At 67.8% G+C, this 13,601-nt stretch carries 13 protein-coding genes and 3 pseudogenes; 11 read left to right on the top strand and 5 right to left on the bottom strand.

From position 1 onward, the window contains the following. Positions 1-191 precede the first annotated feature (191 nt). The 3 genes and pseudogenes from ACWFR4_RS44465 to ACWFR4_RS44475 all read left to right on the top strand — a co-directional run. Entirely contained in the window at positions 192-1,262 is a 1,071-nt protein-coding gene (locus ACWFR4_RS44465; protein ID WP_453657212.1) for a hypothetical protein, read from the top strand. Positions 1,263-1,440: 178 nt separating this feature from the next. Continuing rightward, positions 1,441-2,121 (top strand): HAD family hydrolase, encoded by a 681-nt coding sequence (locus ACWFR4_RS44470; protein WP_453465119.1) that lies wholly within the window; start codon positions 1,441-1,443, stop codon positions 2,119-2,121. Positions 2,122-2,780: 659 nt separating this feature from the next. After that, positions 2,781-2,999: pseudogene (locus ACWFR4_RS44475) on the top strand (hypothetical protein); the annotation flags it as partial. Between the two features lie 81 nt (positions 3,000-3,080). Here ACWFR4_RS44475 and ACWFR4_RS44480 read toward each other — a convergent pair. From ACWFR4_RS44480 to ACWFR4_RS44495, 4 genes and pseudogenes are all read right to left on the bottom strand, one after another. Then, a complete protein-coding gene (locus ACWFR4_RS44480) occupies positions 3,081-3,302 on the bottom strand; it encodes a hypothetical protein (protein WP_453657214.1) in 222 nt (73 codons plus the stop codon). Between the two features lie 70 nt (positions 3,303-3,372). Continuing rightward, positions 3,373-4,290: an IS3 family transposase gene (locus ACWFR4_RS44485; protein ID WP_453454757.1), complete on the bottom strand. Its 918-nt coding sequence runs from the start codon at positions 4,288-4,290 to the stop codon at positions 3,373-3,375. Continuing rightward, positions 4,287-4,595, bottom strand: a complete 309-nt coding sequence (locus ACWFR4_RS44490; protein WP_326708198.1) for a transposase — start codon at positions 4,593-4,595, stop codon at positions 4,287-4,289. The genes ACWFR4_RS44485 and ACWFR4_RS44490 overlap by 4 nt, the downstream gene beginning before the upstream one ends. 69 nt (positions 4,596-4,664) lie before the next feature. Further along, positions 4,665-5,324, bottom strand: a pseudogene (locus ACWFR4_RS44495) (NADP-dependent oxidoreductase); the annotation flags it as partial. Positions 5,325-5,675: 351 nt separating this feature from the next. Between ACWFR4_RS44495 and ACWFR4_RS44500 the strand changes: the two are divergent. The 8 genes and pseudogenes from ACWFR4_RS44500 (at position 5,676) to ACWFR4_RS44535 (ending at position 12,605) form a co-directional block, all read left to right on the top strand. Then, the gene (locus ACWFR4_RS44500) at positions 5,676-6,383 is read left to right on the top strand and encodes a hypothetical protein (RefSeq protein ID WP_453657216.1); all 708 of its coding nucleotides are present in this window, start codon (positions 5,676-5,678) and stop codon (positions 6,381-6,383) included. A gap of 293 nt (positions 6,384-6,676) precedes the next feature. Beyond that, positions 6,677-8,545 (top strand): WD40 repeat domain-containing serine/threonine protein kinase, encoded by a 1,869-nt coding sequence (locus tag ACWFR4_RS44505; protein WP_453657224.1) that lies wholly within the window; start codon positions 6,677-6,679, stop codon positions 8,543-8,545. Positions 8,546-8,857: 312 nt separating this feature from the next. Beyond that, positions 8,858-8,989: a hypothetical protein gene (locus ACWFR4_RS44510; protein WP_453657218.1), complete on the top strand. Its 132-nt coding sequence runs from the start codon at positions 8,858-8,860 to the stop codon at positions 8,987-8,989. Between the two features lie 31 nt (positions 8,990-9,020). After that, positions 9,021-9,641: an SMI1/KNR4 family protein gene (locus tag ACWFR4_RS44515; RefSeq protein WP_453657220.1), complete on the top strand. Its 621-nt coding sequence runs from the start codon at positions 9,021-9,023 to the stop codon at positions 9,639-9,641. A gap of 154 nt (positions 9,642-9,795) precedes the next feature. Further along, a complete protein-coding gene (locus ACWFR4_RS44520; protein WP_453657222.1) occupies positions 9,796-10,320 on the top strand; it encodes a hypothetical protein in 525 nt (174 codons plus the stop codon). Positions 10,321-11,009: 689 nt separating this feature from the next. Continuing rightward, positions 11,010-11,381 (top strand): hypothetical protein, encoded by a 372-nt coding sequence (locus tag ACWFR4_RS44525; RefSeq protein WP_453465107.1) that lies wholly within the window; start codon positions 11,010-11,012, stop codon positions 11,379-11,381. A gap of 114 nt (positions 11,382-11,495) precedes the next feature. Then, positions 11,496-11,825, top strand: a complete 330-nt coding sequence (locus ACWFR4_RS44530) for a hypothetical protein (RefSeq protein ID WP_453465105.1) — start codon at positions 11,496-11,498, stop codon at positions 11,823-11,825. Between the two features lie 7 nt (positions 11,826-11,832). Next, positions 11,833-12,605 (top strand): annotated as a pseudogene (locus tag ACWFR4_RS44535) (transposase). Positions 12,606-12,917: 312 nt separating this feature from the next. Here ACWFR4_RS44535 and ACWFR4_RS44540 read toward each other — a convergent pair. After that, a complete protein-coding gene (locus ACWFR4_RS44540) occupies positions 12,918-13,133 on the bottom strand; it encodes a DUF6243 family protein (protein ID WP_453465805.1) in 216 nt (71 codons plus the stop codon). Positions 13,134-13,601: the final 468 nt, after the last annotated feature.

Below are 13,601 nucleotides of genomic sequence, written 5' to 3' on the forward strand. Positions count from 1 at the left end.
GCCACGCGCTTCCTCAGAAAACTGTGGGCACCGCAGCGTGCGTCGCTCCCCATCACCACACGAACGCGCTGGAGGCGGTGCGCAAAAGGCTGGGGGCACTGTGGCTGACGAAAGCTGTCAACTCTCGTACTATCCCGCTTCAGGTGGGGGCGAAGAGGGGGGTGCGGCCAGTGCGCCGCTTTGTGGTTGCTGTGCTCAGCGCAGTCCTGGCGATGACGGTCGGCGGTTGTGCGACGGACAAGGGCACGCGTCCGACGGCGCGTCACAGCGAGAAGGCCGGCTCCGGGCCGTGGCGGCCGGTGGGCCACACCGGCAACCCCGGGAACCTGTACGGCGTGGTGGCTACCGGCGCGCTGGACGCATGGGCGGTGGGAGACGAGAACGACGAGCCGGTCGTCATGCGGTGGCGCGGCGGGACGTGGACGGGTGTCGAGGTACCCGGGCAGCTCGGCCTGAACAGCCTGCGCGTCGTCGCAGCCTCGGGGCCGGGTGACGTGTGGGTCTTCGGTGCCGCGGGGCTGACCGGCGGCCAGGAGTCCCGAGCGGCGCGGTGGAACGGCAGCCAGTGGACACTCGCCTGGCGTGAGCCCAACTCCTTGGTGGATGCGGCAACCGCCGCGGGGCCGGGCGACGTGTGGGTGGCGGCTCGGCGGCGGGGCGGTGACGGCACCTGTCGTTCGTTCCTCCGGCACCATACGGCTGCGGGCTGGTCGGCCGTCGCCCTGCCGTCGGTGGTGTGCGTGCATGCCATGCATGCCCTGTCGCCTCGGGATGTCTGGGCCGTGGGCGCGGCCCGGGGCCGGCCGGCAACTCTGCACTGGGACGGGCGGAGGTGGCGCACAGTGCCGCTGCCGCCCGCGGTCGCGGGGCCGACCGGAGAGCTGCGCGGTCTCGCCGCACAGTCGCCGACGCAGCTCTGGGCGGTCGGCCGCACGGGTCGAATGGGAGGCGTCGTCGGGCCTGTCGCGGTGCGCTGGGACGGGCACAGGTGGGTGAGTGTGGTCGGCTCCGGCGTCGCCGGGAAGTTCGTCAATGCCGCCGCCGACGGGCATGGCGGGGTCTTCGTCTCCGCATTCTCCGCGAGCGGAGACGATCTGGTCTTCCACTACGACGGCCGGAACTGGTCGAGCGAACATGTCGCCTCCGACCACTCAATCACCGGCCTTGCTGTCATCCCCGGCACGTCCCAGGTCGTTGCCGTGGGCGTCTGCTGCGAAGGCTACGACGAGGACAGCAGTGGCAAGATCTGGATGCGCCGCTGACTGTCGTGTCTCAGATAAGTCTGGGCAGGGCGATCCCCTGACCTGTAGTGCCCGTACTTGGCTGAGACGGATACCTGCATGACGTCTCGAGTGAGTGTGCAGGCAACTCAACCTGCGGCATGTGCCAGTGGGCGCCGTTTCGGCGACCAGCGGGGCGTCCGGTCATCAGACTGGGCGGGTGACGACACAACCATCCTCCCCTGAAGATCTCCGTGCTGTTCTCTTCGACTCAGGCGGCGTGCTGATGCAGCCGATTGGCGGCCGATGGAACCCACGAGCCGACTTCGAGCAGACCGTCCTCTCCCACGCCCCCTCGATCACGCCGGACCAGTTCACGGCGGCCATCGTCACGGGCGACCAATTCTTCGCCGTCTCGTCGTCGACACCCGACTATGACGACTACCACCGGGTGATGCTTCGCGACCTCGGCGTGGAACCGACCTCGCAACTCCTTGCCGACTTGCGTCGCGAGGTCCCACCCGCCACGGTCCTGGAGACGTACCCGGAGGTCGTGGGAACTCTGGAAGAGCTGAGCCGGCGCGGCGTGCGGATGGCGGTGGTCTCGGATGCCTGGCCCGATCTGCCCGACCTCCACGCCGGACTTGGGATCGGCAAGTTCTTCGAGGCGTATGCGATCTCCGCCGAACTCGGTTGCGACAAGCCGGACCCGCGCATGTATCACCACGCCAGCACCGCGCTGAATCTCGCGCCCTCGCAATGCCTCTTCGTCGACGACGATCCGAGCCTGGTCGCCGCCGCGATCACACTCGGCTATGCAGGGCGCGCGGTGTGTCGGGACGCGACGACCTCGGATGTGCCTTCCATCGCGTCCTTGGAGGAACTACTGGACCTCTTCTGAGACGGTCCTGCACGGTTTTTGGCGCCCTGCTGGACGGAGGCCCCAGCGCTGTCCGCTCAGTTCGGCGCGGCATCGGGTACTGCCGGGGTGGAGCCTGGGGCCGGACTGTCGGTCAGCCGAGCCGCATGGGTCAGCGCAAGACTCCAACTCGTAATGTAGAGACGTGTACTGACAACACATCAGCAGCATTTGGGAGGCCGGGGCCGGGCCGGGTCCGAGGGTGGCAGTGCGGGAACGGCTCTGGCGCTCGTACAGCACACGCAAGGTCTCAATGCCGCACAACCCCTGGGGAGAAGCGCATGTCAGAGCGGCTCCAGCAGACATGAGCACCCACGGCCCCGTCCTCCTCCGGGAGCAGGGGCCTTTCGTCATGCCTCGGTTCGGTCATGGCCTTGACGATCAGGGCGCGGGCGTCGGCTCCGCAGCTGGCCGAATACCTTCACGTACTGCGCGATCTCGGACGACTGCTTGATACGGATGCGGGCCGTCACCAGCTCGACGGACACGCGTCGGCCGGGTGAGACCCAGGCCGACTGACTCCGGCCCGCCGGCGGCCGTGAACTGACCGGCGGCGGCCCGGAACTGACCGGCGGCGGGATGAGGCCTTCATCTCGGAGTTGCCCCTGTCCCATACATGCAAGCGTGCCTCCAGGCGACTAGAGATCGAGAAGGACGATCCGCAGAACCCCACCGGGAACAGGTTCACCGGCGAGCGCTTCGACAAGGCTCTGAACGTCACGCTCAACTCGGTGGTCTTCCGCTCCTCCGGCCAGGATTTGACCACGACCGGCACCTACACCGAGATGGCGTCCCGTGTGACCGAGCCCGTCCTCCTGGGCCTGGCGCTCCTGGCCATCCGCAACCGGGTCAAACGCTGACTCGCTGGAGGCCGCTCCATGTATGGCCTCGGTGGCGCGCCGAGGGTGACGGCCACGCCGTCGGACTGTGGCCATCAATCCCTACGGGCGTACGCGGATGACTGTCTTCCCTCTGCGTCGCGTGGTCGGGTTAAGGGCACCAACGGCATCATCCAAGCTCGCGACGTCACCGATGTTTGTCCGCAGCCGTCCGTCCCGAACCCGCTGCACGATCTCACCCAGTTCGGCACGATCGGCCTCGACAACGAAGTCCACCGCCAGACCGTCAGCGGGGCGCGCCTCGACCGGGCCGACGATGGACACCAGCGTTCCTCCAGCCTTGATCAGGGCAGCGGACCGCTTTGAGGTTCCCCCGTTGCTCGGGAGTTGCTGATCAGCTGGTCAGGGCGGGTTGACGGGTGTTCAGGTTCGTTGGTTCGGTCGTCGCCTGGTCGGCGTAGTACTTCTCCTCGAACTCGATCGGGCTGAGGAAGCCGAGCCGTTCCTGGATGCGGCGGGAGTTATAGAAGCCGTCGATGTACTCGAAGAGGGCGAGGTTCGCCTCGGCCCGGGTGGTGAAGGCGCGACCACGCAGGCCCTCGGTTTTGATGAGCATCCAGAGGTTCTCCGCGAGGGCGTTGTCGTACGAGTCCCCGACCGAACCCATGGAGGCCTCAACTCCCGCCCGCATCAGCCGAGTTGTCAGCTTGATGGACGTATATTGACAGCCGTGATCCGCGTGGTGAATGAGCTTGCCGGGCTCGACCTCACGGGACGCGAGTGCGTACTCGAGCGTGGTCAGCACCAGGTCGGCGTCCGCGCGGGCCGAGGTCTCCCACGCGACGACGCGGCGGGAGAACACGTCACGGATCGCGGACAGCCACAAGGGCCCCTCACCGGTGGAGATCATCGTGAGGTCGGTGACCCACAGCCGGTTCGGCGCGGGCGCCGTAAAGTCCCTGTTGACCAGGTCCGGGGCCAGGGTGGCCTTGGGATCCCGGCGCGTGAAGCCCTTCCGCCGCGGGCTCACGCCCGCCAGTCCGTCCTCACGCATCAATCGCTCGACCCGCTTGCGGCCGACGTGGACATCCTCGCGTTTGAGGGCGGCGTGCACGCGCGGCGATCCGTAGATGCCGCCCGAGGCGGCATGGATCTCGCGGATCTGCTCGGTCAACTCAACGTCGCGGCAGCGCCGTTCACATGGCTCCTTCTCCGCGCGGCGCCAGCGGTAGTACGTCGAGGAGGGAATGTGCAGTTCCCGGAGCACGCACTCGACCCCCAGACGGGGATGCTCGCGGGCGAGCGCCGTCACCTGGGCCGGGTCGGGTCGAGTTGCGCCGCGAAAAAAGCTGAGGCCGTCCGCAGGACGTCGTTGGCCCGCTTGAGCTGGGTGTTCTCCTTGCGCAGGGCCGCAAGCTCGGCCCGCTCGTCGGTGGTGAGCCGGTCGTCGCGCTCGCCGGCGTCGGCCTCGGCCTGGCGGATCCAGCCGCGCAGGGCCTCGGGATGCACGCCGAGGTCGACGGCCAGCTTCTTGATCTGCGGCTTCGGATCCGTGGTGCGATACATCCGCACCGCACGCTCACGCAACTCCAGCGAGTACTTCCTGGGGGCAGCCATGGTCGATGTTCCTCTCATGAGTCCCATCTGACCTGCTGTCAGCATCCTCCGCATCTCGGGGGAACCTCACTTCTGAACGTCGCCACCGATGACATCGAAGACCAGATCGACGCCGCCGACGTCTTTCAGCGCGTCATTCTCGAGGTCGACGAACTCATGGACGCCGAAGTCGAGTGCCTTGTCACGGTCGGCGGCGCGTCCGGTGCCGATGACGTAAGCGCCGGCCTCACGTGCGAGCTGGGTGACCATCGTTCCGACTGCCCCGGCCGCGCCATGGGCGAGGACGGTCTGGCCAGACTGAAGGCGGCCGTGCTGGAACAGCCCCTGCCACGCGGTCAGACCTGAGATGGGCAGGGACGCGCCTACCGTGAAGTCGACGTCGCCGGGCAGCGGTGCGAGGTTGCGTGCTTCGATCGCCACGTACTCCGCCAGGGTGCCGTCACGGTGCCAGTCGGCGAGGCCGAACACCCGCTGCCCGAGCGACAGCCCCGTCGTGCCATAGCCGAGGGCGGTGACCACTCCGGCCAGCTCGTGGCCGGGGATCGACGGTGTCTTGTCACGGCCGGCGCGATCGGTCCAGGTCGATGGCCACTCCATCTCGGTCGGGACGAAGCCCGATGCATGAATCTGAACGATGACGTCGTTGATCGATGCGCGCGGCTCAGGCCGCTCCGTCAGCGTCATCCCGGCTGTTCCCGCGGCCTGGTCGGTCACCACAATGGCTTTCATTGAGATTGTCCTCTTCCTCGTATGTGTTGTGGGTTTTGGTTTCCGGGTGAGTGTTCAGACGAAGGTGAACAGCTGGTCGGCGTCGAGTCCAGCTCCGACACCCGCGCCCCCGGCGGCACGGTCAGCAGGGAATCGAGGACCGCCCGCTGACCGGTGCTCAGCAGCGCGGCTATCCGGGACGGAAGGCGCGGGCCGGCAGGGGCACGATTAACACTCCGGAGGGGGCGCGGCGCACTCTGGAAGACAAGAAGCCCCCGGATCACTCGGAATACATCGGGCGCCGCTGCTGTCTGCGCGGCCTCCCAGACTCGGCAAGGGGCGAAAGATCCCTGCCGATTGCCGGAAGTTCCCGTGTCCTCGAACTGCTCCACGTCCCACGTCCTGCTCGGCCAGGCGGCCCACCCCGTGCCCGACGTCCGACTGGCCGTGCTCGCAGATCTGGCGCGCGCTGGGCGGCGCGGTGCGCCTGGTGCAGCAACTGCGCCGACCCGGCCGTCGCCGCTCCCGCCGGGTGGTAGAACCGGGCAGGACCTTCACGACGTCGGGTGTGGCCGCTGCCGGCATCAAGGTCACGGGCAGCGTCACCTCCGCGCCGATCGGGCGCTACCGGCCAACCGGGGTCCCCCGGTTGGGCAGCAAGGAAGACCGGGCGGAGGCGTACCGGCGGCTGCTGACGCCTCGACCCGCTCGTTCAACTACGCGTTCCAGTTCTCCCACCTGCAGCGCGAGGCCGGACGGGCGGCGCACAAGCTGCTGCTGGGCCAGCTGCCGCATGCCTGGGAGGTCAGTAGCGACCTCATCGGGGCGCTGCACGGTGTGCGGCTGTGCGGCACCGTGCCCGTCATCGCCGCGGCGGAGGCACTCGTCGCCGCGGCCAGCGACCTGGAACTGAACGAGAAGGACGGGGGCCGCTTCCAGCAACAGGCTGAGGCGGTCGTCGCCGCCCAGGGCACATTCCTCAACGCCTGCCGCGAGGACCTCTCGTACGCCATGAAGCCGTGGCAGCTGCTGCGCCGGCACAAGGAGAGCCGCTTCCTGCGCAGCCAGGCCAGCCGCTGACGGTGATCGGCGGACCGGTGAGGACCGGAGCAGTCGCTGACCAGGGGCGCTGCCAGTCCTGGCTGCCTGGTCCCGGTCGCATGTGAGCGCGCCCGGAACCAGCTTCGTGATGCTGCGCTTCAGCCCTGGCCCAGTACACGCCACGGCTCCCGGCCGCGAACGTCCCTGCCACGGTCGCCGTGCCTGGCACCTGGCCACTCGACGTGCTGAACGCGACACGCTTGGATAGATCTCCCAGCAGGGTGTGAGCCCTCGTGACGTCCGGAGAATCGGAGCTACTGGTGGATTCTGGGATGGCGTCGGCCGGGGTCACCCTTGGCGACCGGTACACCCTTCAGAGGGTGTTGGGGCGCGGTGCCATGGGGGAGGTGTGGCTGGGCCGGGACCCGGTGCTGGGGCGTGAGGTCGCGGTGAAGGTGATGCTCGCTGTGTCGGGCGCCGAGTCGGTGCGGCGCTTCCAGCGGGAGGCGGCCATCCTCGCCGGGCTGCAGCACCCAGGGATCACGGTGGTGCACGACGCCGGCCGCCACGAGGCGTATCACTTCATCGTCATGGAACTACTGCACGGCCACGACCTCGCCCAACTCCTGGCCCAGAACCCCGAGGGCCTGCCCTTCCCCCGCGTGCTGGACCTGACGAGCCAGACCGTCGACGCCCTCGCAGTCGCCCACCACCACGGAGTGATCCACCGTGACCTGAAGCCAGCCAACCTGTTCGTGCAGGCAAGCGACCGGGTGAAGGTGTGTGACTTCGGCATCGCCCGCAGCGCCGACATGTCCGAGGTCGTGACCTCAACCGGTCTGGTGATCGGCACACCGGCGTACATGTCACCTGAGCAGTGGCAGGGGCAGGAGGCCGACGCTCGGAGTGATCTGTATGCCTTGGGCGTTGTCATGTTCGAACTACTGACGGGGAGGCACCCGTTCCCCGCGTCCCAGCCCCTCTACTCGCTCATGCGCCAGCACGTGGAACAAGTCCCGCCGCGCCTCAGCACACTGCGCTACGGCATCCCGCGCGAGCTGGAGGATCTGGTGATGGGGCTGTTGTCGAAGGAGCCCGGTCATCGGCCGGACGCCCAGGTGCTGGCCACGGCCCTAGCGGCGCTGGCCACCCAGGACTCCGCGCCGACGAGGCCAGTCGATCTCGTTGATTTCGTGCAGGTTCCCCGTCATGACCGCAGACCGACGTCCCCGGCGCCCACCGTCCCTCCGACACGGGTGATGCCCGGCCCCACGGGGCCTGCCTGCACTCTGCTCCGCACGTTGAAAGGTCAATCCGATAGGGGGTGTGTGGACGCGATGGGGTTCAGCCCGGACGGTCGCGCCCTCGCCGCGAGCTACAGCAGATCGGGCGTCCATATTTGGGACCCACACACCGGCGAGCAGCTCCGCCTCGTGGCCGGGCGCACCGACCGCATCTACTCCCTTGCATTCAGCCTCGACGGCCGCACCCTGGCCACAGGTGGCGACGACAAGGTGATCCGCCTCTGGGATCCGCACACGGACGCGCTACGCGGTCAGCTCACCGGACACACCGGGACCGTCGACTCTGTGGTGTTCAGCCCTGACGGCCGCATCCTCGCCATCGGCACCTACAGTGAGGCTCGTCTCTCGGACGCCCACACGGGCAAGGGATTGACCAGCCTGTCCGGCGCCACGGGCCCGGTGGCGTTCAGCCCGGACGGGGACACCCTCGCCACAGGTGACGCCGAAGGGCGCGTTTGCATCTGGGACCCACGCACCGGCCGACGACTCCGTCGTCGGCTGAAAATCGGGCACACCGCGCACATCAGCTCGCTGGCGTTCAGCCCCGACGGCCGCACCATCGCCGCAGTTGGCAACACCTTCGCCGAAGACGGCGAGGTTCTGGTCCACGTCTGGGACGCGCACACCGGCAAGCGCCACCGTCGGTTTACCGGGCACACCGACAACATCTGCTCGCTGGCGTTCAGCCCCGACGGCCGAGTGCTCGCGGCTGGCGACAACAGCGGCACGGTCATCGTCCGGGACGCCCACACTGGTGAACAGCTGCTGATCCTGACCAGGCAATCCGAGAGAGTCCGAGCGGTGGCGTTCAGCCCGGACGGCGACACCCTCGCCGTAGGCTGCCTTGACGGGAGCGTCCGCCTCTGGGCGATCCGGACCGGGGTAGCCACGAGGTAGGCCTGAAAGCCGCCTCAGTGTCTGCGGCGGGCAGCCGGGGCGCGAGAGGCGACACACCGGGCGACAGCAGCAAGGCACCGACCGGCACAAAGCCGTCGCACTCCCCGTCGGCGCCGGGGAGCCACCACCGGTAAGCCTCGACGCGCACGACGAAAGGCCCCGTGATTTCTGAAGGGGCCTGCTGCTGTCCAGGGCCTTCAGTCGTTGAAGGGGGCCTCGTTGGGACTGGCGCCAGTCTCCAGAAGAGCTCCGGCTCCTCCGCGCAGGGCCGCGAGCATGCGCACTCCAGGAGTGCTGTCGCAGGATGGGCCCGTGGAGTACCCCGTCGCTGTCGCCGTTGCCGAGGCCCTGCCGACGCTGCCCCGCGGCAAGGGCCGGTGGTACGAGATCAAGTTCGACGGTTCTCCCGACATCCGGAGATGTCTCATTCGGGCGGGCCAGTAGAGTGGCGGCGGACGAGAGAAGAGATCCTCCGATGGACTCCCGCATATCGCGCATACGCTCCAAGCTGGCAAAGGTCCCGTACCAGGTGCAGCGCAGCCACTCGATGGGCGCCGAGCGTCACACGTTTCGCATTGGCCCGCGCGTCAGTTCCGCGCAGGCAGACGTCTTCGAGGGCGAACACCACATCGAATTGCCGTTGGCCTACCGAAAGTTCCTTGTCGAACTCGGGGGCAGCGGTGCCGGCCCCTTCTACGGTCTGCTTCCGCTGGAGGAGTGCAGGCTGTTCACCATGGACCGGCAGCCGCCGGACGGCACCCCGCGGGGATTCCATCACGTGAACCACCCGGACGCGCGGCAAGGAGACCTGTTCCTCCACATCATCGAGATGGGCTGCACCGACCTGTGCCTCATCGGCGTGACTGGCCCCCTCGCCGGCCGCATGCTCACCGGTAACGCAGACGGCTTCTGGCCCCCGAACGTCTCCTCGGCCCAGGACTTCCTCTCCTGGTACGAACGCTGGCTGGACCACATGCGGGACGGCAAGGACAACGCCGCTCTGGGGCTCACCTCCCCGGCGACCGCCGCAAGCGCCCCCTGGGGCCCCCGGGCCAGGGCCCGAAAAACTCTGTGGTCGCAAGCCGCAGAGTGTTGAGGCGACGGGACTCGGAACCGAGATCCTCACAGCGCCCTTGTCTCATGAGACATGGCGAAGTCTGGAGAACGACGGCCACAGAACCGCGCTGTGGCGCGACGCCGAGACCGTCCGGCTGCGGGTTCGGTCCGGGCGAACGGTGACCTCAGCGTGGATGGATCTGGCCGCGGCCGGCATGAACTCGCTACGCCCCGGCACGGTCCTCGACGGAGAGCGCGTGACCTATGGCGGCGGCCTCCAGGTCGAGGTCCGTCAAGGGTGTCCGTCAAAGCGGAACAAGCTCACCGCGACCCTGGATGTACGGATCGCAGCACTGCTACGTGACGCCGGCACCGATGCGGGAGTCGAGGACCGGGGTCAGGTGCTGGCGGCGGATATCAGCACGTCGGGACTGCTCTTCGCCCAGGCCAAGCTGGAGCTGGCACACGCCTTCCTCCACGCCATCCGCGACGATCAAGACGGCGTCGCCTCCAGGATCAGCCGACTCCGCGAGCTGACCCGCGAGGGCTACCACGCCTACTACGTCGACATCGCTCACTTTATGGCCGACCTTGCGCTCGACACCCCTTCCCGTACACGGCGGCTCGGCGAGCAGCAGGCGGTGCGCCAACGGTGGCGCACCATGGTCATCGACCGACGGGCTCGGCTCACGTCAGCGCCCGCTACCGGAGCGCCGTAGCCGCCGTGGCGAAAGGACTCCCCCCGGGGGCTCCCATGATCGCAGTGTGACCTCTCGCCCGGAGCTGAGCTCACCGCCCCGGGCGAGATCACCCGTTTCGCCATTCGTCGCGCAGCCGACGCATCGCAGCGATAGCTCGGACGGCTTTCTCAGTAAGCGCCGGCACCTGATCGAGGATGTACCCCAGCACGAGCACACACCCGCCGAGCGTCGTAACCGCAGCGGTTGCCCATCCGACGGTTTCCATCCGACTGCCGAAACCCTCCGTGGAAGGTGGTCAGTTCGGGGGCGTGGCTACTCGCATGGCTCCTCGAACTGACCACCGTTGCTCAATAAGTGATCAGGTCGAGAGCCAGCCCGAACGCTGCATCTCGGATGTGTAGTTATGGGACGGCTGAAACAGCCTTCGTGGGGCTCGGACCTCTCCCCCCTTCGCGGACCCATAGCGGCTCGGTTTCGGCGCGTCGCTATGAGGCCACGCGACCACGCTCACCGAGTACGGAACGCGATGCAGGAGAATGGCGTGTGTCGTTATCACTTCGTGGCCTAATATTGAAGGCGCCTCCGGTCTGCCCGGAAACTTCGGCCCCCTCACTCGTCCGCCCCACCACATCCCCCCGCGGCGGGACGGACGCATGTCTGCCGGGAGGTGAGGGCGTGAGCCGATCGCCGCCCATGACCGCGACGCAGTGCGCCGCCTGCACGCCGAGGGCAAGTCGCGTATCCACATCGCGAGGACCATTTGGCGCAGCGCCGCCACAGTGAGCAAGATCGCCCACACCAAGGGACTCACGTTCGCCCGCGGCGCTCGCGTCGCCGCAGCCACCGAGACCCGCCGAGCAGGTGCTGCCGTATGGCGCGAACAGCTCGCCGGCGAGGCCCTCAAGGGAGCCCTCGGGCAAGTCACCAAGACCGCCGGCGCCGAGTCCGCACCCGATGCCCGCGACCATGCCACCGCCGCCCTCGCCCTCGCCCTGACTGAGGTACACGCCCGAGTCGCTGAGCTCGCCCGCCAGACCGGCAGCGGGAGCAGCGGCGGGGCCGCACAGCAATTCCAATAAGACCGCACATTAGGGTTGGCCCGTAACCGGAGTTGAAGTGCACGGTTACAGCTCTGGGGGGCCTGGATCGGTATCGGCGCGACTCTGGCCTGACAGCTGTGTCAGCCTGCGGTTATGCCTGAGCTGCGAGAACACGCCGGACGTCACTACGCTGTCCAGCACCACTACGCCTTGCCCGACGACGCGTGGTGTCTGGAGCTGAGCGAAGCCGTCCTCGTGCAGGGCGAATCTCCGAACCCCGTCACCTACCGGGCCGGCAGGACCTTCCTCGCGGCGTACATCCCCGACGAGGATCCAGACCTGGAACCGACGGTCCACATTCACAGCCATGATGAGCACGTCATCCCCTATGCGATCACGCACTGGTTCATGGAGCAGGTAGCCGAACAGGTTGAACGCTGCCGCACCGCGTTCGCGCAGGGGAAACCCCAGGCAATGGGATGATCTTGATGTGGCTGGTGTGATCACGGCGTCGGAGTCGTCCTGGATGGGCCCCTTCACTGGGTTGAGCCCGCGGTACTTCGCGAAGTTCGTGACGGCGCCGCGGCGCGAAGGCGCTGATGGTGTGCGGCGCGGCAGGCCCTGGGGGCTGCCCATAGAGGACCGGGTACTGCTGGTCGCGGCCTACTGGCGGACGAACCTGACGCTGCGACAGCTGGCGCCCTTGTTCGAGGTGTCGAAGTCGGCAGCAGACCGCGTCATCAACCACCTCGGCCCTCTGCTCGCGCTCCAGCCCCGCAAGAGGCTCCGCAAAGACACCGTGCTCATCGTGGACGGCGCCCTGGTGCCCACCCGCGACCACACGGTGGCCGAGCAGTCGAAGAACTACCGGTACTCCACCAATCACCAGGTCGTCATCGACGCCGACACCCGCCTGATCGTCGTGGTCGGGTGCCCCCTTCCCGGCAACCGCAACGACTGCAAAGCATGGGAAGAATCCGGAGCCAAGGCCGCCGTCGGCAACACCATGACGATCGCTGACGGCGGCTACGACCCGGGCACCGGCCTTGTGATGCCCCCCACAGGCGCCGCAATGGCGAGGAGTTGCCCAGCTGGAAGCAGGTGCACAACAAGTCCCACAAGCAGGTCCGCGCCCGCGTCGAGCACGTCTTCGCCCGCATGAAGACCTGGAAGATCCTCCGCGACTGCCGCCTCAAAGGCGACGGCGTCCACCACGCCATGCCCGGTATCGCACGACTGCACAATCTCGCCCTCGCCGGATAGACAAACGGGCGGATCAGCAACCGGACTCGCCCGCACCGGTTCGAAGATCAGTTACGGGACAACCCATAGCTGCGGTGTCGCCCGGGCTGGGCACGGGGAACGCGCTGGTGGTGACGCTCTTGGTGCAGCTCGGGAGTGGTGGCGGTAACGGGGCTGCTGAATCTGCGGCTGCCCGGGGTGGTCGGCTGAGACGCGGGTTGGTCGGCCGAGAGCTGATCGGGACCGGCCGCGCCCGGTACGGCAGCAGGGCCCGGACCGCGCGTCGCGGTCCGGGCCCTGCTCCGTGCGGTGCCGCCCTGCTGCGGCGGTGCGTCAGCTCTGTGCGGTGTCGTCGCCCGCCTGCCCGGCGCCCTCAGTTGCGCTTGCCTTCTCGCGCATCTTGCGCACCAGCTCCGCCTTCTGGTCGGCTGCACCCTGGCGGTCGAGGTTGCGGTGCGGACCATTGTTCTGCCGTTCGGCGCGGGAGAGCCTCTTGCGCTGGCCGCCGCCCATGCCCACGGGGTTGTTGATGTTCTTGCTCACGGTCATGGGTTCTCCCGGTAATGATGTGAAGTGATCTACGGATTCATCGGTGGGGGGACGGGCGGCGACGTCGAAGGACGTCAGCAGGGGCCCATCACGCTCGCTCGTGAATCGGCGTCTGGAAGAACATGACAAAGACGTTACCCGGTTCCGCCGGTCCCGCATACCAACCTTTTCGCTGCCCCGGCGTCGGCCGGGCCCTCAGCGGGCGCCTGGGGCCAGCCGTTTCCTTCCGAGAATCTCAGCACAGCCAGCACCCGCCGGTGGTCGCCGCCCGCCCGGGGCAGGTCCAGATGGGCGTTACTGGGCCACCGCGGGCGTTGTCAGTGGCCGCGAGCATACTGACGGCCTGGGAGATCATCTCACTTGCGCCCCGCCGTTACGGGACTTCCCAATGCTGATGTCAACCCGCAGCCGCAACTGGAAGTGAGTGCTGATAGCACACTCCGTCACGGATCATCGCCCACAGAACGT

The sequence above is a fragment of the Streptomyces sp. NPDC055140 genome (assembly GCF_053607285.1).

Excerpts from the sequence above, each read along its gene's own strand:
- ACWFR4_RS44490 (WP_326708198.1), bottom strand. The coding sequence starts at position 4,595 with ATGGCTGCCCCCAGGAAGTACTCGCTGGAGTTGCGTGAGCGTGCGGTG.
- ACWFR4_RS44540 (WP_453465805.1), bottom strand. The coding sequence starts at position 13,133 with ATGACCGTGAGCAAGAACATCAACAACCCCGTGGGCATGGGCGGCGGC.
- ACWFR4_RS44530 (WP_453465105.1), top strand. The coding sequence starts at position 11,496 with ATGCCTGAGCTGCGAGAACACGCCGGACGTCACTACGCTGTCCAGCAC.
- ACWFR4_RS44515 (WP_453657220.1), top strand. The coding sequence starts at position 9,021 with ATGGACTCCCGCATATCGCGCATACGCTCCAAGCTGGCAAAGGTCCCG.
- ACWFR4_RS44505 (WP_453657224.1), top strand. The coding sequence starts at position 6,677 with ATGGCGTCGGCCGGGGTCACCCTTGGCGACCGGTACACCCTTCAGAGG.
- ACWFR4_RS44520 (WP_453657222.1), top strand. The coding sequence starts at position 9,796 with ATGGATCTGGCCGCGGCCGGCATGAACTCGCTACGCCCCGGCACGGTC.